This is a genomic window from Enterobacter cloacae complex sp. R_G8 (genome assembly GCF_024599795.1).
Taxonomy (GTDB): Bacteria; Pseudomonadota; Gammaproteobacteria; order Enterobacterales; family Enterobacteriaceae; genus Enterobacter; species Enterobacter dissolvens.
Window position 1 is genome coordinate 4133899 of the sequence record NZ_CP102246.1, and the last position, 19282, is coordinate 4153180.

The window sequence follows — 19282 nt, forward strand, 5'->3', positions numbered from 1 at the left end:
TTAAAGGAACAGTTACTTTTCCTTATTGTGTGTAAGAGGGATAAAACCCTACACTACGATATTACCAGTGCTTGTATTTTTACATAATCCACCCGCGTCACCCGTTGTATTTACGGATGCCCCCGGTCGTTTTTAAATAACATATTCTTTACTTTTTAATTCTAAGTGAGGAACGCAACTACAGGTCTGAATTCGAAAATGAACACGCATCTCTCCACGGTAAAAATTAATTCAGAGCATACTCTTGATGATATTGAAGCCCCTGAAAAAGATTCTCTTCTGTGGGGCGTTGAATGGCTTTGTGGGCATCATTCTAAGTATGCCAGCAAAGAGGTGCTGTATGCAGGCCTGCCAAAAAGCGACAAGCTGGAGCCTGAAATGGCATTACGTATGCTTGAGCAAATGGGCATATCCGCCGGTTGGGTTAAGCGCGATCTGAATTCGCTTTCCTCCTGGCTGTTCCCTTTGCTTATTGCACGCAAAGACGGGACATACTGCATTCTTACCGCGCGCAAGGGAAAGCGCGGGCAACATACATATCAGATTGTGGTACCTGAAAACAACGGAACGCTTCTCGTTGCAGAGGCGGATTTACACGAGGTTTATGGCGGTTATGCCCTTGTGACAACGCCAAAACCCACGCTGGACGCGCGTGCTGAAGACCAGCTGTTACCGAAAGCCCAGGATGAAGGCCACTGGCTCTATTCGACGCTGTGGCGCTACCGACATTACTTCTACAGCGCGGCACTGGCGGCGCTGCTGGCGAACATTCTTACGCTGGCCGGTACCTTCTTCACCATGAACGTCTATGACCGCGTGATCCCCACCCAGGCGTACGTCACCCTGTGGTCGCTGGCGATTGGCGTGGTGATTGCCATTATTTTTGAATTTGCCAGCCGACAAATCCGTGCCTATTTGATCGACATCGCCGGTAAAAAAGCAGATCTGATCCTCGGGGCGAAGCTGTTTCGCCAGGTGATGTCGATGCGCATGGAATACAAGCCGCAATCCTCCGGAACCTTTGCGAACCAGTTACGCGATTTTGAGGCCGTCCGCGACTTTATCACCTCTGCGACCCTCGCCACGCTGTCCGATTTGCCGTTCTGTCTGCTGTTCATGTTCATCATTTACATGATTGGCGGCCCACTGGCCGTTGTACCGCTGGTCGCCATGCCACTGATTTTGATTGTTAGCGTCATTATCCAGTGGCCGCTGGGTCGCTACATGGAAGAAAACGTCCGGGAAATTTCGCTTAAGCAGGGTCTGCTGATCGAGAGCATCGAAGGGCTTGAGGCCTTAAAAGCCGCTCAGGGCGAAGGAGTGATGCAAAAGCGCTGGAATGATTTCAGCGCACTGGCTGCGGCGTCCTCGATGAAAACCCGCTATCTCTCCATGCTGACCACCAACTTTGTCTCTTTTGTGCAGCAAATTACCACCGTCTGCATCGTGGTGCTCGGCGTCTATTTAATCCACGCCGGAGAGCTGACCATGGGGGCCATGATTGGGGTGGTGATCCTCTCCAGCCGTTCGCTCGCGCCCCTGGCTTCTGTGGTCGGGCTGGCGTTGCGTTATCAGCACGCCAAAACCGCGCTGAAATCCCTTAACCAGCTAATGGAAACGCCGACCGAGCGCGATGCGCTCATCAATTATCTGCCGACGCCCAATTTCACCGGCAGCCTGCGTCTGAAAAAGGTGGGATTCACCTATCCGGTACCGGGAATGATGGTCGCGCCACGCATTCTGGACAACATCAATATCAACATCGAGGCCGGGGAGCAGGTGGCCGTGCTGGGCAAAATTGGCAGCGGGAAGTCGACCCTGCTGCGGGTGATGGCGCGCCTGTACCAGCAGAGCAGCGGACAGCTTTTTATTGATGGTGTGGATGCGACACAGGTGGATCCCGCCGACTGGCGCGCCGCGGTGGGCTACGTCGGGCAGGACTGCCGCCTGTTTTACGGCACCTTGCGCCATAACATCGTCATTGGCAATCCGGGCGTGAGCACGGAAGAGTTTCTGCGAGTCGTTCGCCTGACCGGGCTTGATCACGTGGCGGCCAGACATCCACTGGGTTTTGACATGCCTATCGGCGAAATGGGCAATTGCCTTTCCGGTGGACAAAAACAGCTCGTCGCCCTCGCCCGCTGCCTGTTGCTGCGACCAAAGATTTTGCTGATGGATGAACCCACCAGCTCAATGGACGCGATGACGGAAACCCTGTTCCTTCGTCGGCTCAAAGAAGCGACGCAAGGACAAACGCTGGTCATTGTGACCCACCGCATGTCCGTACTGAGCCTGGTAGAGCGTCTGATCGTCATGGAAGACGGACATGTAGTGAAAGACGGTCCCAAAGATCAGGTGATGGCCAGCCTGAATGAGAATGTCATGAAGAAAAAGCAAGCAATGCATTCAGTCGAAGAGAAGCAACAGAAACAAGGTGTGAATGAATGATGAACGAGGACGAAGTGAATCATAACGCCTCAAAGGGAGAGGCCGAAACGGATGCAGGCGTACCCTCAACGGCACTGGATAACGTCAACGCTACGCAGAGAACAGGCACCGGGCTGGCATTACACCCCACACAGCCAACGGGGAAAGTGAAAGCCGACGATCTGAAATTCATGCACGACCTGCAGGGCGCGCTGATCGCACAGAAGACCCCTTTCAGCATGATCATGCTCTACACCATCACCCTGGTTGTGGTGGTGGCGCTGGTCTGGGCGCATTTCGCCCGGGTTGAGGAAATTACCCGTGGCGACGGGAAAGTGATCCCCGCCAGCCGCGAGCAGCTCATTCAGAGCCTGGAAGGCGGCATTCTCGAAGAGCTGAACGTGCAGGAAGGCGACATTGTCGAGAAAGGCCAGATTCTGCTGAAGATTGACCCGACTCGCGCCGGGGCCAGCTATGGCGAATCGTTGTCCAAAGTGCAGGGGCTGAAAGGCAGCATTGCCCGTCTCAGGGCGGAAGCCTACGACACGCCCCTGACCTTCCCGCCGGATATCGCCGGGATTGAGTCAATCGTGCGTGATGAGACCCAGGCCTATAACGCCCGCCTGAAAACCCTGAATGAAAGCGTAGAGGCCTTAAAACGGAGCCTGACGCTGGCGCAAAACGAGGTCAGTCTGTCGGAGCCGCTGGCGCGCAGAGGGTTAATGTCGGATGTCGAAATCCTGCGCCTCAAGCGCCAGGCGAACGAATTCAGCCTGCAGATCACCGAGCGTACCAACCGCTTCCGCTCTGATGCCAACAGCGAACTGAACCGTCTGGAATCTGAGCTGGCGCAGGCGGAAGAAATTCTGCGCGGACGCCAGGACGTGATGAACCGTACCACGGTGGTGGCGCCCGTGCGCGGCACCGTCAACAACATCCGGGTGACAACCCGTGGCGGCGTCATTCAGCAGGGGGCGGAGATCATGACCCTCATTCCGCTTGAAGATAACCTGCTGGTTGAAGCCAAAATCAAACCCTCTGATGTGGCCTTTATCCATCCGGGCCTGCCCGCCACGGTAAAAATTACCGCCTACGACTATGCCATTTATGGCGGATTAAACGGTGTCGTTGAACACCTCAGTTCAGACACGCTGATCGATGAAGAGAAAGCCCGTCAGGGGCGTGGAGATTCTACCTATTACCGGGTGTTCGTCCGCACCGACCGTGCCGCGTTACAGGTAAAAGACAAGTCATTCCCGATCATGCCGGGAATGGTGGCAAACGTAGAAATCAGAACGGGGGAGAAGACCATTTTGTCTTACATCCTCAAACCGATACTGAAAGCGCGCGAAGCCTTCAGGGAGAGATAATTATATGGTTAAGGCACGTAAAGAGCGTCGTTGGGCAAGGGTAGCAACCGCAGTTGCACTCTGCTTGCCCTGCTCTTCTTTTGTCATTCCGCTGCACGCGGCTGACATTGCTCAGGCTAAAAGCAGCCTGGCGTCATTGCCGCCGATGCGCACACAGTCACAGCTCAACCGCGACGTGCAGCCTGTGCAGCCGACGGTGTCGCACAGTGCGGCATCGCCGCGTTCGCTGCCCGCCATGCGTACCCAGTCGCAATACGTCAGTACGCAAAAGGCGATGCCAACGCAATCCACTGCGCGCCCTGAACGTTACGCCTCTGCACCGACAGCCAGGGAGTTTGCCCCCGCCCCGTCAAAACCGGCGGAAAGCCGGGCTGCGCTGAAGAAAAACGCAGACTTCTTCCCGCCCGTCACCGAGTATTACAAACCGGACCCGGCGTACGCCGGGGTGCGTCGTGAGGGCGGTGCGCGTCAAGCCATTAGCGGCATGTCGCAGGGCTACCGTGCCGGCGGTCAGGATTCGCTAGTCTTCCTGCGAAGCATGGTGGCCAGAGCGCTGGCGTATAGCCCTGAATTGCGGGCCGCCTCAGCAGAGGTGATGGCGTCTGACTACATGGTCGATCAGGTAAAAGGCCAGCGCATGCCCCAGGTACGTCTGGGCGTAACCTCGCCGCTGTCGACCGTGGGTGGCGATCGCCAGTCATCATCCAACAATAGCCATATCAGCGACTCAAGCGGTACGGTCTCCGTTAATACGCCAATTATTGACTGGGGAAGGATCAGTAATCAGGTGGACAACTCTCTGGAAACGGCAAAAGCAGCCCGTTATTCAAAAGAGTATTCCCGCGAACAGCTGGCCTACAACACCGTGTCCGAACTGATGAACATGGGGCGCTACCAGCACAGTAAGGTTGTGGCGAAACAGTACGTTGGCCGCATGAAAGAGCTGGTCAGCATGCTGTCGCAAATTACCCAGGCGGACCGCGGCAGAGAGAGTGAACTGGTGCAGGCCAAAGCAAAACTGATGTCGGCCCAGGCAAGTCTCGACAATATTGAGCATCAGCTGAGCGCCAGCAAAATCAAACTGGTGCGTCTGCTGGGGACCGAGCCTGAATTACCGGAAGACATAAGCTGGCACGACACGGTCATCCCGGCGTCGGTGGCCCTTTCTGGGCTGGATAAGAACCCGATGATGCTGAACCTGCAGTCCAAAGTCCGGGCGGCAGAGTATGAGGCAGAAAGCATTAAATCGTCGGCCCTGCCGCAGGTGAACTGGGTCATCTCCAAAAGCACCGCCAAAGACAGCAACGGCAACGAAGCGGGTTGGTATACGGGCTTAAACGTCGAGTGGGAGGCGTTTAGCGGCGGCTCTCAGCGTGCCGCTGAGATGTCGGCACGGGCGAAAGCCAATATGGCGCAGCAGCAATATGAAGTGAGTTACAAAGATCTGGAGTATCAGATTAACTATCAGATTCAGGTACGTGACTCCTCTTTCCTGCGCGCCGATGATTACGATCGCCTGACAAGTGAAACGGATCGGGTGCGTCGTATGTTCTACGAACAGTGGTATCACCTTGGCAAACGCACCTTGCTCGACGTGCTGACGGCAGAAAACGATCATTTTAATAATCAGCTTTCTGCCATTAACAACCGCTACGACGGCTATATTTCCAACATTAACGTCATTGCCAGCGCCTCCATGCTGCTGTCATGGATGAAAATGAGCTAAGCGAAACAGACGTCATAAAAAGCCAGACCGTCAGTGATGAGGGTCTGGCTTTTTTATGTCTTTCAGAAGGCGACTACCAGGGGGTGTCCTCTCTGCTGATCTCCGCCCAGCGCAGATACATGTCGCTCGACATCATAAAATCGGTATGCCATTTCCACCAGGTGTGCAGCGTGTAGTACACCAGGCACGGCAGATAGCAAAGCAGGAAATAGACCTCAAACCAGACCTGCCATCCCGAAAGCGTAAGCAGCACGCCGATAACAGCCGACCAGACACATTCCACGCCCACCAGCATCACCAGCCGCAGCCATAATGGTTTCTCAGACAGCGTCCTCCACGGGATTGACGGAGAGAAATAAAGATCAATCTCGTTAAGGAACAGATGGCCCAGAAACACATAGCGTCGGGTAAAGCGCAAGAACAGCAGATTGATTGCCAGCACCACCACGCAGAGCACCACCATGGTAATAATGGCGGTTAAGGTGAAGTAGCGCCCATAGAGATCAAACTGCGCACTGTTGCGTAAGGGGCTGATGGTCAGGAGATTCATCACCACACTCATCACGACAGCAACGGCCACATACTGTGAAAGCTGCGTGTATTTTGCCTTGTCTCTGGCTGAGGCAACGACCTGCTGAATATAGACATGGCGCAGTGCGGCAAAGATCCCCCAGATAATCAGCGGCGCCACGAAAACCATGAACAGCAGCGTGATGCCTGGTGTGGTCAGCGCAAGGAAGAACCCCGTGATGCCCGCGAAAATCAGGATCGAGACGGCCAGCACGATAAACGGTTCGAAGATGATCGAATTCATTTTCGGGCTCTCTTTGCCGACAAATACCGACAAATCAACATTCTTGACGACGCATTTATAGGCCCAGAAGGCCTTAAGGTCGGCAATGAAGCTATACCCGATCAGCGCGAAAATACCGCTCGCGACCCAGGCATCCTGCCGGGAAAAAGAGAAACCGGCATTTTTCCAGTAAAAGCCCAGCAGGATAAACGTCACGATATAGATAAAAAGCACGTTCCTTTTATCCTGATAACGGATGAAGGTTAAATAATCTGGAATCATAGCTCGGTCATTACATCCCTAACACTTTTCTGCAGTGCAGGACACGCCCGGCAGAAAAACCGGAAAAATCGTTCAGCATCTGTCCCAGATAGGGTTTGTTGCTCATCTCCAGGAACAGCGGCTGGTCTGGATGATGGATGAATCTGGCCATGGAATCGGCCCATTTCACCGTCTGCGTAAGATGCAAAGAGAGGTTCTCTTTGATATTGTCCGGCACCGTTTCGACTCTGGCGGTCACATTCATCAGCACGTCATAGGCTGGCGAGGTGAAAGGCTGCCCCGCCAGGAAGTCACGCATCAGCTGCACGCCCTCAGCCATTAAACGGGTATGCCAGGCCCCGCTGACGCCGAGCTTGATCGGCTCATAGCCTTCATCGGCCAGCACTTTGGCAACATCACTCAGCGCAGACGGGGTCCCGCCAATCACCTGCTGACGCGGGGTGTTGTCGCAGCTGATATCCAGCGCGATCCCGCTGCGGGTGATGATGTCACTCAGCGTGGCAAAATCGGCCCCCTTCAGCGCCAGCATCGCGCCTTTCTGCTTTTTACTCACCGCATCCATGGTGCTGGCGCGAAAATGCAGCGTACGGAACAGGGTCTCCAGCGAGATCGCGCCTGCCGCGTACAGGGCACTGTATTCGCCAACGCTATGGCCACAGGCACCCACGACGTGCAGCGCGGGGAAGCGCTCGCGGCAGAGGCTATAAAGCGATACGTTGATTGCCGTAACGGCCAGCTGTTGTACCGTGGTCTGGATCAGCCTGTTCATCGGCCCTTTGAGGCAGAGTCGGCGCAGATCGAGCCCTGACACATCGCTGGCACAATCCCAGATCTGTTTCGTCGTTGCATTGAGATCCCACAGATCGCTGCCCATACCAATCACCGGGTTTCCCTGGCCGGAAAACAGCAGCACCACAGGCTGCGATGGATTATCAAGCGTCATAGTCATTTCCTTATAAGTAATACTTAAAGCCAACATAGCCACCGGCAACATCGCCGAAGAAAGCAAACTCAGAATTTGCGCTACCCAGTGCTGAATAGACGCCGGTATACGCTTCCAGCTGGTCATCAATAAATGTCAGCGGTGCGCTGATGTGGAGCCCTGACAGGGTGCTTTTATCCATCAGATTGACGACGAAATAAGGCTGCACGGCGATCTGATGCGTGAGCTGCACGCTGGACCAGGCGTTGAGATAGTGTTTCCCCTGCAACATGCCTTTGTTGCCCGTATTGCTGATTTCAGACGCCATCAGGTACTTATAGGAATCAAATGCCCTGTCGAGCGGTGCATAGCCTGTCGGGGTATTTAAAAAGGTCATCAGGTCGCGCTGTTTGCGCCATTCTGAGCGGGAATAACCTTCGCTCTGGTAATAATATTCCAGGCCGAAAACGTTAAAGGTATCAGTGGTATATTGCCCGCCCACCGCCAGCTCAACGCCATTTTTGTCCTCGGTGTCATACAGCGACGAAGGAAACGCATAGTCCTGGACTTCTGCACTTTTCTCCTCAGAGAGATGACGCCAGCGCTGCTCCCGGTGCCAGGCCATCCCGGCATTCAGGGTCAACTGTGGGGTGTAGTGATAGCTGTCAGAGACGGCAACCGACTGCGAGTCTCCCAGCAGAATGCGCATCCCCGGCGTATGTTGACGGAAGGCATGTGAGGTATAGCTCAGAAGCCAGGTCTCGCTGCTGTTGCCACGCTGGTTTGCGGACCAGTTGCTGGAGGTCAGATAGTATTTATCGATCGTCGCCAGCTTCGGGATCATGGTCAGCGAGAGCGACTCATCCCGGTTGTCCATTGACAGCGTCGCGGCCCAGGACGAGGACTGATACGCAGTGCGAAGCGCGGGATCGTAAAGCCGCGTCGGTTTGAACCCGGCGTAGTAATGCGGAGTCAGATCGGAAGGTGAGCGCAGGAAAAAGAGACCCTGCTTCGCCTGAAGTTTTCCTACTTCAAGCTGCACGCTGTCTGAAACGGCGTAAACCAGTCTCAGACGCTCAATCAACAGCTGAGAGCGGCTGTCGTCCTCTTCAAATGCCCCCAGCTTACGCGGGGAGTACCAGGTGAGCCCGTAGAGAGACAAATCCAGATCCAGCGCATTTTCAACGATCGCGCACTTGCTGGTGAGATTCACGCCCGCGTCATTGTAGATATTGTGTCTGGTATACGGATTTCGGCCGTTAATTCGCCAGTCTGAAATTTGTTTTTTGACCAGCGACACCTGCTCATACAGCGTGACAGTGCTGTTTTTTGCAAAGTCGGAACCGGACAGGCAGTCCGCCAGTGCGCTCAACGGCAGAGCGGAGAGTGCCAGGGTTAACCCCAGTAATGTGCGTTTCAATTGGCACCTCGCTGAATAGACTCGCGAGTAAAGTGGGATTCCGGCAAGGATTCCAGGCGAACATCACTGTACTCCATCACGGAGTAGCTGTTACCGTGACGGGCCTCCTTCACAATAATTTTCATCGGACGCATCTTCCCTAATACCATCTGAAAATCCTGGTACAGCACTTCTTTAATCAATTTATTATCCAGAGAGTAATACGACGCTTTAAAAGGACGGTTGTCCCCCTCTTTTTCGACGTAATAGATGACTTTTGGCCACGTGACGTCATTCGTTTTGCGCACCAACTCCAGCTTATAGCAGTGTGTATCACCGCATGCTTCCTCTCCCAGCAGCGTAGCGTGGTAGGCGTACTCAAAATTGGTGACAATGACGTCGCCATTGGAGATTTGTCCAATCAGGCGCTGCTGGCGCGAAACGGGAACCGGTCGACGCAGTTCTGGCGTGTAGAACCAAAGATCGTACCAGTCAGAGAGCAGCACTTTGCCTTTGTCCCGCGGGGGATAAATAAAACGCGCCAGCGAGCGGGCATCGGCTTTCATTCCCCCTTCGGGTTTCATAAAGCGCATGGAAATATCCAGCACCTGCTTATTGTCAGGCTGAGATGCGCCCGACTTATATTCATGAATGGTCAGGGTGTAGCGAAAAGGTTTATTCGGGGAACGAACCTCATCGGCACGACGAATAATCTCTGATGCTTTGTTATCCACCGGCGCTGATAATACCGCCGAGGAAAACAGGCACAGACAAAAGAGCAGTTTTGTGATGACAACGCGTTTCATATCGCTTCCTTACGAAAATTTAAAAGCATCTGAAATATTCAGCCGTGAAGCACGTAATGCAGGCAGCACAGAGGCGCCGGTTGCGGCCAGGATCGGTAATACCAGGGTTATCCAGGTCAGTGCTACGCTGTCGGTTTTAATAAAGGCCGTATAGCCCAGCGATTGCCCCGGTGACGGCGGCATCGCAATACCGTAAAGATTGATGGCAGAGGCAATGGCATAACCTGTCGCCAGACTGCCAAGGGCGCCGATAAGACCAATAAAAATCCCTTCCAGTAAAAACAGCCTGGTGACGTGCAGGGGTTTCAGGCCAATCGCCCTGAGGGTGGTTATTTCCCGGGTACGTTCGATAATATTCATGGTCATCGAATTGCCGATCATAAAGATCACGATCAATCCGACGATGAGCTTAATGAAGAAATAGATCCCGGATAATAAGCCTTCTACTTGCTGATAAAAGATCGAGGTCTCTTTCCAGTCTTTGACCAGCAGCGGTAAATGATGCTTCGCAATAAACTGACGCAGTTTGGCGCTAAAGACGGCGGTATCGTCGTCCTTCAGCAGGATTAATACCTTACTGACGCTGTGGGTTCCCATGATGCGCTGTGCGGTATCAAGCGGGATTTTCATCGCCACATCATCGTAATCCTTAATACCGGACTCAAAGATGCCGCGAAGCTTCATCGATAACGCGCCCTGCCCGCCCTCGGTATTCACCACCAGCACATCCAGCCAGTCGTCGTAGTGTGCATTAAGCGTTTTCGCCAGCCCACTGCCCAGCGTGATTTCGTCGGTACGCACCCGGGAGAGATCGCTGCCGGAAATTAATTTATCAAACGATCCCAGCTTTAACGCAGGCAGCGGCTCCACACCCAGGGCGGAAAAATAGCTGGAGGTTTCGCTTTCATATTGCGAAATCACCCCGGTAAATTCCAGCTGACCGGACAGCGTCGAAATATGCGGTGCAAGATCCGGATCGTTGAGAATCGCCTTTTTCAGGGACGCATAATCTGCAATCAGGCTTTTGTTTTTATTCGACGTCTGGAAATAATTTTCATTATAAATTTGCACGTGACCAATATTGGTTCGAATCGTTTGCTCTTTCAAAATCCAGAAAGAGTAATCGATAAACCCGCCATACAGAAAAATCGACACGCCACCGAGCATAATGGCGGCAATGGTTGAATAAGATCGTCTCTTGTGGCGAAAGAGGTTTAAAAAAGCAAACTTCACATCCCGCGAGCGGAATAATACGCACCAGAGGACAAAAATCAGAATCAGTACAACAACACTATTCGCTAACACCATAACCCCGGACATTTAGTTCCCTTTCACCAGCGGTAACAAGACCTCTGTCACTTCGTTGATATCCCACTCTGGCGCATCGCCAGAAGCCAGTGGTAATGCAGAGTTGGCGTGACGCAGTTCTGTTTGCGCCAGCAGCGCGTCTGCCTCGGCGGTACGGTTACAGCTCAACAGCGCGCGATAACGCATTTCGTCAATGTGCTTCATCAACCCGGCATTGAATACGTCAGGGCTTTTCGCCATCTGTTCCGTATCTTTTAACGTCACCACACAGCGGCCAATATCGGCTGGCAGGTACGCGTCCACACGGGCACGCATGTAGCGCACCCGTTGATTGCCCTCGTAGAGGTCCACCGCTTCATCGAGATAGAAAAAGCCCGTTTTGCCATACTCAGACGCCCGAATGACGTCATTGGTATTGAGGGCATGTTCCGCCTGGCGCAGCATACCGTAGGCATAAAAAACCAGCGACAGCGCGTTATCATTGGCCTTGTATTCGGTAAACAACGCACGGGTGATATCGGCTAGCTTATCGGCCTGCGTCGGGAAGCCATTTTTTATCACCTGCTCAGCCATGGGGGCCGCGGCGGCTTTAACGCTCCCGGCATAGGCCATGCAGATCAGTAGCCAGCAGAGAATGAAGAAATTACGATTGTGAATCATGAACTAATACTCCGTCCTTAATTTCAACCACACGCCGCGCGCGCTCTTTCAGCTGGCTTGAGTGCGTCGAAATAATGAAAGTGGTGCGTGTCTCCCGGTTGATTTTCAGCAGCAGATCGAGAATGGCCTCACCGGTGACCAGGTCGAGGTTTCCGGTTGGCTCATCGGCAATCACGACCTGAGGGTCATGCGCCAGTGCACGGGCAATAGCCACGCGCTGCTGTTGTCCACCCGAAAGCTGGCCCGGCTTACGTTCGGTATATCCCGCCAGTCCTACGCTCTCGATAAAATGCAGCGCCCGCTCTTTCGCCTCTTTTTTGCCAATGTGCCCATTCAGCACCAGCGGGTAAAAAACGTTATCAAATACGCTCAGCACGGGGATGAGGTTAAAAAACTGAAATATGAACCCCAGATGCTTGCCACGAATTTCTGATAATTGTTCTTCCGGTAAATTGTTGAGTAATTTTCGCAAAAACATCACCGAACCAAATCCCGGCTTATCAATACCCGACAGGATATTTAACAGCGTACTTTTACCGCTGCCGGAGGGGCCGCACAGTGCCAGAAATTCGCCTTTCTCTATTTCAAGATTGATATTTTTCAGGGCATCGACTTTGCCTTCGCCCGAGCCATAACTCTTATAGATATTGTTCAGCGATATCATTGGGAGTTCTTTAATCATTCCGCTCATGGGGGTGTCGTTATTCCTTGCAATAGTCAATGTCGAAATAGCTGTAACCGAACTGTTTATCGGGAACGACAGTTCTTAATTTTCCCGCAAAATGAGGAGCCTGCTGGAGATACGCAAAGCTTAATGCCGGCGTCAGACAGCCACTGGCACCAAAGGTATCGACCAGATCTAACGTCTTATGCGGCGAAACGGTTGAGCGGGACAGCATCTCTTTACGCAGACCGGCAAACGCCACGCGATCCGCTGCCTGCGTGTCCTCAAGGGTATCGGCCATCACGTATTGACCGCCGTTCACCCGGATTGCGCTTTCATGCTGACTAAAGATGAAACAGCCCGCACGCTCAACGGTTAAATTGACATCCTGGGCTTTCCCCCTGTGCTTCTCTCCCCACTTCAGCGCGATATCTTCGTCCGAAAACACCAGCACCGGGATCGCACGGTAGGCGGCGCAGATCACCACGTAATCAAACACATCCCAGCTCAGATAATCCTGTGCCAGACTCAGGGCCTGAATGAAGGATTGCCTTTCACCCCGGATTTTGCACGTCGGTGAATTCACAGAAAATTTCTTCACCAGGTTCTTTGGCAGCGTATCAATCATTGAGATGTGTAATGCGCTGGAGATATTTTCAAACGGCCCGGATTCGCCCCAGGAGTCGACATAAATAAATGCCGTGCGCTGCTTTAGCAGCTTCATTCGCTCTTTCGCCGGCAGCGCCATGAGCGCGTCATCCGCCGCTTGCTCCATCGCATCCAGGTATTTTTGATACTGAGGATTGCGGATCATCTCACCGGCATATAACTCCGGCTGCGTACCAAAACGTTTCAGCCCCCAGCCGTTTGCATGGGTTGATTTGAGCGCTTTATTAAATAAATGCGACTCCCACGCGTTTAGCCAGCTGGGCTGATAGAAATAAAATTTATCTTCCGGCTCAATGAGCGAAAATGAGGATAAATACATGTTACTCTCCATGATCGTTCAACAGCCTGGATGAATATCAGACATCACGGCGCCAATAATGGAACCATCCACGCCAACCCCGACTTTAAGCAGGTGGTTTTTGTGATGACCAATAACGCCACGGTCAATCAGGACATGTTGAGCAACGGCATCAATAATGGTGTCATTGCCAACGGGGGAAATAAGCTCCTGCTGGGTTAGCGAATGATGACCAATGATTAAATCGACAATCCCTGAGCCGGTTGCGGTATAGCCAATCTGGCCTTTATAAGCGAGTACCGGAACCGGATTTCCTTCCGTCAACATCGCTATCGCTTTGGCTTCCGCTTTATCGCTGACGGATGAACCGTTACCGTGAGGGATAATCGCGCACAATGCCTCAACGTCCAGTTCGGCTTTCTTCATTGTGGCCTGCATCACTTTTAAAATATTGGTGCTGAGCCATGAGCTGTCGTTGCTTCTGCCTGCGCTGATTTGGGTATAGGTTGTTTGCAACCGCACGCCGCCCTTCGCCTTTCTGGCGCGACGGTGGCGGGAATTTTCCAGCAGAATGGCACTATAGCCTTCCGCGAAAAGCACCCCCTGGCTGTTTTCACCAAAGGGCTGAACAAGATGGCTATCCAGCATGGATTGCGTATCCAGAAACCAGATATCCTGCGTTTTAATTTTTGAGCAGTTCACCACGAGCACAATATCTACGCCGCCATGCTCGATGGCCTGGCAACCTAAATGCACGGCTGTCATGGATGAATTACTGGTGCAATTCATATTCGGGGGTAAATACTGCAGGTTGTATTTACGCGCAAGGTGACCGGCAATACGATCCTGCGACATATTATCCACATGCAGCTGCATTAATGATTTTGAAAGATAAATATCCTCCACATCATTTTTGTTATAGAAACTTTTAAAGGCCATGCCATCGACCCGCGGGCCGATACCGGTTAAATAAACCCGGGCATTGCACCCGGCCAGCCATTGGACATCCAGGTCGGCCTGGTCGAGTGCATCGTCAATCAGACGATAAAGCAGATCTAATGCGCTATCATCCGTATGATCCAGCGTGGCAATATGTTTATTGCCATCGAACCCACATTTAATTGCCTCGTCGTCGGATTTAAACCAGGGCTTTCTTTCAACGCGTTTGCCCAGCTTCAGATTTTGAATAAGCTGAAGACTGTCTTCGGCAAACGGCAGACAAGAACTGAACCCCGAAATGATAGCGGCATTATCCACAATATTATCCTTTAATCACAAACGCGTAGTAGTTACCGCCTTCCGTCGCACCCACCAGCAATACGTGCTTCAGGGCAAGTTTTAACGGTTCACGAACGAAGTTAATTCGCTTATCGAAAAACTCGACGGTATGAGGAATAGCGGGAACTGCCTGCGTCTTAAAACAGTCAATGATGACGGCCAGGTTAAGCAGTCCGGCAGCTGACGCGACAAAGCCAAAGCAGGCGTTGTAGTTCACGACCGGCACGTCCGGTTTTGCCCCGGCGAAGGTGTCGTAGATCGCATCGATTTCAATGCGCGAACTGTCATCGCTGCCGTTGCTGGTACCACAGACCAGGTCGATCTCCTGCGCCGTAATACCGGCATCCGCCAGCGCACGGGCGATAGCCAGCGCCATGGAGGAGGATTTCTCGTCCCGCTGAGAGGCATCAAAATAGCTGTTGCTACAGGCTTTACCGTAACCGGCCACTTCCGCCAGCACTTCTGCACCACGCGCGGCTGCACGCTGCGGATCTTCCAGCAGCAACATGCAAGCGCCTTCGCCAGGAATGTAACCCTTCGGATCGTTACCGTAGATCTGATATTCCCTGGCGTCAGAGGTCATATGCAGCTTGCGGGTAACGGCGTCCATATAGAGTGACATGGACGGGAAATACTCGTCCGCGCCGCCCACCAGCACCTGCGGCTGCAGATCCTGACGCACGATTTCGTAGCCGTAGGTTAATGCGCCTAATGCTGCATTCTCGCCGGTCGCCAGCGTAGTGGTGTAGCCCTTGATCCCTTCCGAAATACCGCAGAACGTCGGGATGGAGTTCATTAACGATCCCGGGAATTCAGAGGTTCTGACTTTACGTGGGTCTGGCTTAAGGCTCTGCAGATATTTGTAGGTCGTCTCCTGCGGGCCACTGGACATTCCCATGACCATGCCAAGCTCATCGCCATCACGCTTGATTTTACGCTTCGCCTGCTCCAGCGCTTCGGACAGGGCAATTAATGCGAACGTACCGCCACGCGTGGCCTTGCGAGGGTCAAAGCGGCGCAGATGTTTACGCGGTTCAAGCCCGGAGACCTGGAAAGTCTTAAAGTGTTCATTCGCTTCCGGCAGCGTTTCGATCAGTGCGTTGAAATCGTCACCAAACAGCGCTTCGAACTGACGGGTGGTTTCCAGCACATCCAGTAACTCTTTTGCCTCTTCCAGCGTGTCTTCCGGGAAGGTGACGCCGCCCAGCTCAACGGTATGGTTCTGTTGCCATACGTTGTCGAGGATCTCGTGAACGGTGTGACCAATCGCGGAAACGGCACCCAGGCCGGTGATCGCCACGCGCTTTTCGTCGTAGGCACTGACCGGGACCGAACAAGGCTCCATGCTGATAATCATGCTGCAGTTGTTACCGCCGAAGGCATAATTGTTCTTCATGAAGAGGTTGATTTTCTGGTCACGGAAGTCGTTTGGCACGTAATCCAGATCGCAGTTTGGACGCGCGTTGGTGAAGTTCAGCGTCGGCAGCACGCGGTTATCCGGCAGCGTGACCAGGCAGGCGATCAGTTCGACGATCCCCGCCGCGCCGATGTTATGACCAAAATAAGACTTGGTAGAGCTCACCAACAGTTTCTCATTGTTGGCAAACACCTTTTTCATCGCCAGCGTTTCGATACGATCGTTGGCTTCTGTTCCGGTACCGTGGGCGTTGACGTATTCGATCTGATCCGGGGTAACGCCGGCATTTTCCATCGCCTTATGCATCACCTGTACCGCGCCGCTGGCGCGTGGATCCGGTCCGGTTTCGTGGAACGCATCGCAGGAGGTGGCATAAGAGAGAATTTCACCGTAAATGGTGGCGCCACGTGCGACAGCATGTTCGTACTCTTCCAGCACGATCGCCCCGGCTCCTTCACCGATGGACATACCCGAATTGCCGGAGAATGGCGTGCAGGCGTCCGGATGCATCACGTTCAGGGCATAAAAGCCCGCGAAGGTGGGCAGGTAGATAGGTTCTGTCCCGACCGCCAGCATGGTTTTGCTTTTGCCGTTCTGGATGTAGTCAAACGCCATGCCGACCGCGTTAGGGCTGGCCGTACAGGCGGTCGCGACCAGTTCAACACCGCCCTGTAACCCGAGCAGCGTGGAGACGCTGGAACAGCAGGAGGAGAAACCGCCAGAGAACAGCGCCTTACGCAGGGAAAAGTCTTCCATGCGTTGCTCAAACAGCGGCAGAAATGCCTCGGTCCCGGCAGACGACACGCCGACAATTAAACCGGTTTCTTTGAGGTGCGCTTTGTTCTCCGCCAGCCCCGCCTGATTCAGCGCATCTTTACCCACTTTGTAGGCCCAGAGTGCGGCATTATCCAAGGAGGCGATAACGTCGTCCGGTAATTCCGAATAGTCAATGTCATGCAAGACTTCAGCGGCTCTGGCGTTTTCAAACCATTTTGAAAAACGCACGCTGTCCGTGACGCCATTTTTTTTATTCAGTAAGGCGTCTCTGAAATCCTGCAGGTTTTCAGCCAGCGAAGAGAGAATACCGATCCCGGTAATGACAACCCGTTTTCTGTTTGTCTTCATAAATATATGTACCGCCATGTACAGGCAATGAGCAGCGAAAAGGATCCGTGGTGTTATTCCCACGGATTCGCTTCTCGCTGTTTCGATTAATAATTACAGTGCGCTTTTCGCTTTAGAGGCATCCACAAAACTGTGTTCAGTTGGATTAACCAGCATGCTCAGGTTATAAATAAATGGCATACCTTTGGTTTTCGCGGCCACCGTCTCAGAACGCGTTTGAATAGCAAAGCCGCTAATATCAGACCATGCATATTCATTGTCGATCAGCGCCAGGGCAATAAAGCACTGCAGGGCTGGAGAATAGATAGCCTTAGCGACTTTCCCTACCACCTGATCCTCAACCAGTACGTTATCGCCGGATTCAATGCCCGAACATTCGCCCTCGACAATCATGCCGATCACCTTGCGTGCGCCTTCGCGGTGAGAGAGCTCTTCGGCCGCGTCTTTACCCACAAAGCCCTCTTTGTCGTACTGCACAGCCCATTGCAGCTGCAGCTCTACCGGATTGAGGTTGTACTCAGCCCACAGCGCCTCATCCCAGCCTGGGTTTTCGATACGCACAATTTTCTGGTAATCCAGCCCGCCGGTCTGCAGCAGGTATTTGCCGCCGTGCTCCAGCAGTTGCTGCCACTGATCCAGCAGCTGTTCCTGCTGGCCAATAACCATATAGGCGAATTCACCGTGTTTACCGCAGCGGAATACCATCAGCTCGTCGTCGGTATTCATGTATTCGTAATAAGGCAGACCAATCACGTCGAAACCGTGGATCTCAGACATCAGTTCCCAGGAGTACGGCCCTTCTACCATGATCGCGCCCCAGTTCTGCTCGCGCATATCAGCAATTTCAGGGGTTTCCTGGATATCCAGTTCGACGGCTTTTTCCAGAAGGGCGTTCAGGCCAGCGATAATTTCCGCCGCCGGAATGTTCTCGGACATGATGTAATAGCCGTCGGATGAGCAGAGCACATACACATCACCGCGCACCGTACCGTCTTCATTCAGTACCAGCGAGTAGATCCCTTGCTCGTCACGGATAATTGATACATCGGCAGAGACAAAATAATTCACCAGTGCCCAGGCATCATCACCCATCACGCTGACAATGGACATGTGTGAATAGTCCACCAGCAGGGCATTTTCACGTACGGCTTTATATTCCACCATCGGATCGTGATAGGCAGAAGGAACGTTGGCATTGTTGTAAATGCCCATTTTCGCATTGTTTTTTAAATGAAAATCATAAAGAGACTTCATAACGTGATCCTGTTATTCGCAATGATAAATTAAGCTTTTTTCTTCTGGATGATAAACGTCGCCAGATTATTGATACTTCTCATATAAGAAGGATCATCGCTTTCGCTCACTTTGATATCGAAAACTTTATCCAGCATGACCACGATTTCCGTTGCATCAACGGAGTCCAGTTTTAAACCATTACCAAACAGGGCGGTATCATCATCAATTTGAGATTCATCACGTTGGATATTTAAACGCTGAATGATCTCAGTTTTAATTGTCATCAGCACGTCCTTGCGCTGGTCAATTTCGTTTTTCATTGTAGACATGGTTTTAACTCTCTCAGGGGTTTACTTTGTTTCGCGGAAATTAATAATGGTGCCATGGCTGATTAACCGCTTGCCGACGTTAGCCGTCACGGAATAATGCTTAAAGCCATGGGCATCAGAAAATGCCAGCTTGCTGGTCACTTCAATCGAATCACCTGGGTAGGCAATATCTTTAAATTTCAAATTCTGGGCCGCCAGAACACCACGAACCTGCGCGCGGCGCGTGCGAATGATCTCCCGCATCTCGTCACGCTGAATGAGTGCATGAATATCGCGTAACGATTTCAGTTCCGTGCCGTATGTCTGGTTGTAGATATCGCAAATATCGGTGAGGAACGAGAGGTACTCGCTGGCCTGACCAAAAATCTCAGAAATAATAACCCCAGGCATGATCGGATCGTCCGGGAAATGCCCGAGCAAATAGGGCTCGTTGTAGGTGATATGCTTCGTCACCTTCACAAAGCCATTTTCGCCATATTTGAAGTCATCAATTCTGTCGACCATCAGCAGCGGCTGACGCCAGCCGCCCATTTCCAGAAAGATCTTCGAGGGGATAACGTATTTAGACATAAA

At 52.6% G+C, this 19282-nt stretch carries 16 protein-coding genes; 3 read left to right on the forward strand and 13 right to left on the reverse strand.

Going from position 1 to position 19282, the window contains the following annotated elements; translation table 11 throughout:
* Positions 1 to 198 precede the first annotated feature (198 nt).
* Genes NQ842_RS19660 through NQ842_RS19670 form a run of 3 tightly spaced genes read left to right on the forward strand, consistent with a single transcriptional unit; the run spans position 199 to position 5523 of the window.
* Positions 199 to 2448 (forward strand): type I secretion system permease/ATPase, encoded by a 2250-nt coding sequence (locus tag NQ842_RS19660; protein ID WP_194516937.1) that lies wholly within the window; start codon positions 199 to 201, stop codon positions 2446 to 2448.
* A complete protein-coding gene (locus tag NQ842_RS19665; RefSeq protein WP_052950831.1) occupies positions 2445 to 3797 on the forward strand; it encodes an HlyD family type I secretion periplasmic adaptor subunit in 1353 nt (450 codons plus the stop codon). Before NQ842_RS19660 ends, NQ842_RS19665 begins: the two co-directional genes overlap by 4 nt.
* Before the next feature lie 4 nt (positions 3798 to 3801).
* Positions 3802 to 5523: a TolC family protein gene (locus NQ842_RS19670; RefSeq protein ID WP_257256229.1), complete on the forward strand. Its 1722-nt coding sequence runs from the start codon at positions 3802 to 3804 to the stop codon at positions 5521 to 5523.
* A 73-nt stretch (positions 5524 to 5596) separates the two neighbouring features.
* On the opposite strand, the gene NQ842_RS19675 is transcribed toward NQ842_RS19670, so the two are convergent.
* From NQ842_RS19675 to NQ842_RS19735, 13 genes are all read right to left on the reverse strand, one after another.
* A complete protein-coding gene (locus NQ842_RS19675; RefSeq protein WP_047360754.1) occupies positions 5597 to 6598 on the reverse strand; it encodes a hypothetical protein in 1002 nt (333 codons plus the stop codon).
* 10 nt (positions 6599 to 6608) lie between these two features.
* A complete protein-coding gene (locus NQ842_RS19680) occupies positions 6609 to 7541 on the reverse strand; it encodes an ACP S-malonyltransferase (protein ID WP_257256230.1) in 933 nt (310 codons plus the stop codon).
* Positions 7542 to 7551: 10 nt separating this feature from the next.
* Positions 7552 to 8940, reverse strand: coding sequence for a hypothetical protein (locus NQ842_RS19685; RefSeq protein WP_257256231.1), 1389 nt, complete (start codon positions 8938 to 8940; stop codon positions 7552 to 7554).
* Entirely contained in the window at positions 8937 to 9725 is a 789-nt protein-coding gene (locus NQ842_RS19690; RefSeq protein WP_257256232.1) for an outer membrane lipoprotein-sorting protein, read from the reverse strand. The genes NQ842_RS19685 and NQ842_RS19690 overlap by 4 nt, the downstream gene beginning before the upstream one ends.
* A 9-nt stretch (positions 9726 to 9734) precedes the next feature.
* Positions 9735 to 11045 carry an ABC transporter permease gene (locus tag NQ842_RS19695; protein WP_063427254.1) on the reverse strand — a complete coding sequence of 437 codons (1311 nt, stop codon included), beginning with the start codon at positions 11043 to 11045 and terminating at the stop codon, positions 9735 to 9737.
* Positions 11046 to 11693 (reverse strand): hypothetical protein, encoded by a 648-nt coding sequence (locus NQ842_RS19700; RefSeq protein ID WP_014830758.1) that lies wholly within the window; start codon positions 11691 to 11693, stop codon positions 11046 to 11048. It lies immediately after the preceding gene.
* Positions 11677 to 12384, reverse strand: coding sequence for an ABC transporter ATP-binding protein (locus NQ842_RS19705; protein WP_014830757.1), 708 nt, complete (start codon positions 12382 to 12384; stop codon positions 11677 to 11679). Before NQ842_RS19705 ends, NQ842_RS19700 begins: the two co-directional genes overlap by 17 nt.
* Before the next feature lie 10 nt (positions 12385 to 12394).
* Positions 12395 to 13345, reverse strand: coding sequence for an ATP-binding protein (locus NQ842_RS19710; RefSeq protein ID WP_072095031.1), 951 nt, complete (start codon positions 13343 to 13345; stop codon positions 12395 to 12397).
* A gap of 18 nt (positions 13346 to 13363) precedes the next feature.
* Positions 13364 to 14581, reverse strand: coding sequence for a beta-ketoacyl synthase (locus NQ842_RS19715; RefSeq protein WP_014830755.1), 1218 nt, complete (start codon positions 14579 to 14581; stop codon positions 13364 to 13366).
* A gap of 4 nt (positions 14582 to 14585) precedes the next feature.
* Positions 14586 to 17144 carry a beta-ketoacyl-[acyl-carrier-protein] synthase family protein gene (locus NQ842_RS19720; protein ID WP_257256233.1) on the reverse strand — a complete coding sequence of 853 codons (2559 nt, stop codon included), beginning with the start codon at positions 17142 to 17144 and terminating at the stop codon, positions 14586 to 14588.
* A 93-nt stretch (positions 17145 to 17237) separates the two neighbouring features.
* On the reverse strand, positions 17238 to 18398 hold the full coding sequence (locus NQ842_RS19725) for an aminomethyltransferase family protein (RefSeq protein ID WP_257256234.1): 1161 nt from the start codon (positions 18396 to 18398) through the stop codon (positions 17238 to 17240).
* A 29-nt stretch (positions 18399 to 18427) separates the two neighbouring features.
* Positions 18428 to 18709, reverse strand: coding sequence for an acyl carrier protein (locus NQ842_RS19730; protein ID WP_013095701.1), 282 nt, complete (start codon positions 18707 to 18709; stop codon positions 18428 to 18430).
* Positions 18710 to 18730: 21 nt separating this feature from the next.
* Positions 18731 to 19279 carry a 3-hydroxyacyl-ACP dehydratase FabZ family protein gene (locus NQ842_RS19735; protein WP_013095700.1) on the reverse strand — a complete coding sequence of 183 codons (549 nt, stop codon included), beginning with the start codon at positions 19277 to 19279 and terminating at the stop codon, positions 18731 to 18733.
* Positions 19280 to 19282 lie beyond the last annotated feature (3 nt).

Bases quoted from the DNA above. Each gene is read 5' to 3' on its own strand.
- NQ842_RS19695 (WP_063427254.1), bottom strand. From the start codon at position 11,045: ATGTCCGGGGTTATGGTGTTAGCGAATAGTGTTGTTGTACTGATTCTG.
- NQ842_RS19690 (WP_257256232.1), bottom strand. From the start codon at position 9,725: ATGAAACGCGTTGTCATCACAAAACTGCTCTTTTGTCTGTGCCTGTTT.
- NQ842_RS19700 (WP_014830758.1), bottom strand. From the start codon at position 11,693: ATGATTCACAATCGTAATTTCTTCATTCTCTGCTGGCTACTGATCTGC.
- NQ842_RS19705 (WP_014830757.1), bottom strand. From the start codon at position 12,384: ATGAGCGGAATGATTAAAGAACTCCCAATGATATCGCTGAACAATATC.
- NQ842_RS19725 (WP_257256234.1), bottom strand. From the start codon at position 18,398: ATGAAGTCTCTTTATGATTTTCATTTAAAAAACAATGCGAAAATGGGC.
- NQ842_RS19735 (WP_013095700.1), bottom strand. From the start codon at position 19,279: ATGTCTAAATACGTTATCCCCTCGAAGATCTTTCTGGAAATGGGCGGC.
- NQ842_RS19720 (WP_257256233.1), bottom strand. From the start codon at position 17,144: ATGAAGACAAACAGAAAACGGGTTGTCATTACCGGGATCGGTATTCTC.
- NQ842_RS19660 (WP_194516937.1), top strand. From the start codon at position 199: ATGAACACGCATCTCTCCACGGTAAAAATTAATTCAGAGCATACTCTT.
- NQ842_RS19675 (WP_047360754.1), bottom strand. From the start codon at position 6,598: ATGATTCCAGATTATTTAACCTTCATCCGTTATCAGGATAAAAGGAAC.
- NQ842_RS19730 (WP_013095701.1), bottom strand. From the start codon at position 18,709: ATGTCTACAATGAAAAACGAAATTGACCAGCGCAAGGACGTGCTGATG.
- NQ842_RS19670 (WP_257256229.1), top strand. From the start codon at position 3,802: ATGGTTAAGGCACGTAAAGAGCGTCGTTGGGCAAGGGTAGCAACCGCA.
- NQ842_RS19680 (WP_257256230.1), bottom strand. From the start codon at position 7,541: ATGACGCTTGATAATCCATCGCAGCCTGTGGTGCTGCTGTTTTCCGGC.
- NQ842_RS19710 (WP_072095031.1), bottom strand. From the start codon at position 13,345: ATGTATTTATCCTCATTTTCGCTCATTGAGCCGGAAGATAAATTTTAT.
- NQ842_RS19665 (WP_052950831.1), top strand. From the start codon at position 2,445: ATGATGAACGAGGACGAAGTGAATCATAACGCCTCAAAGGGAGAGGCC.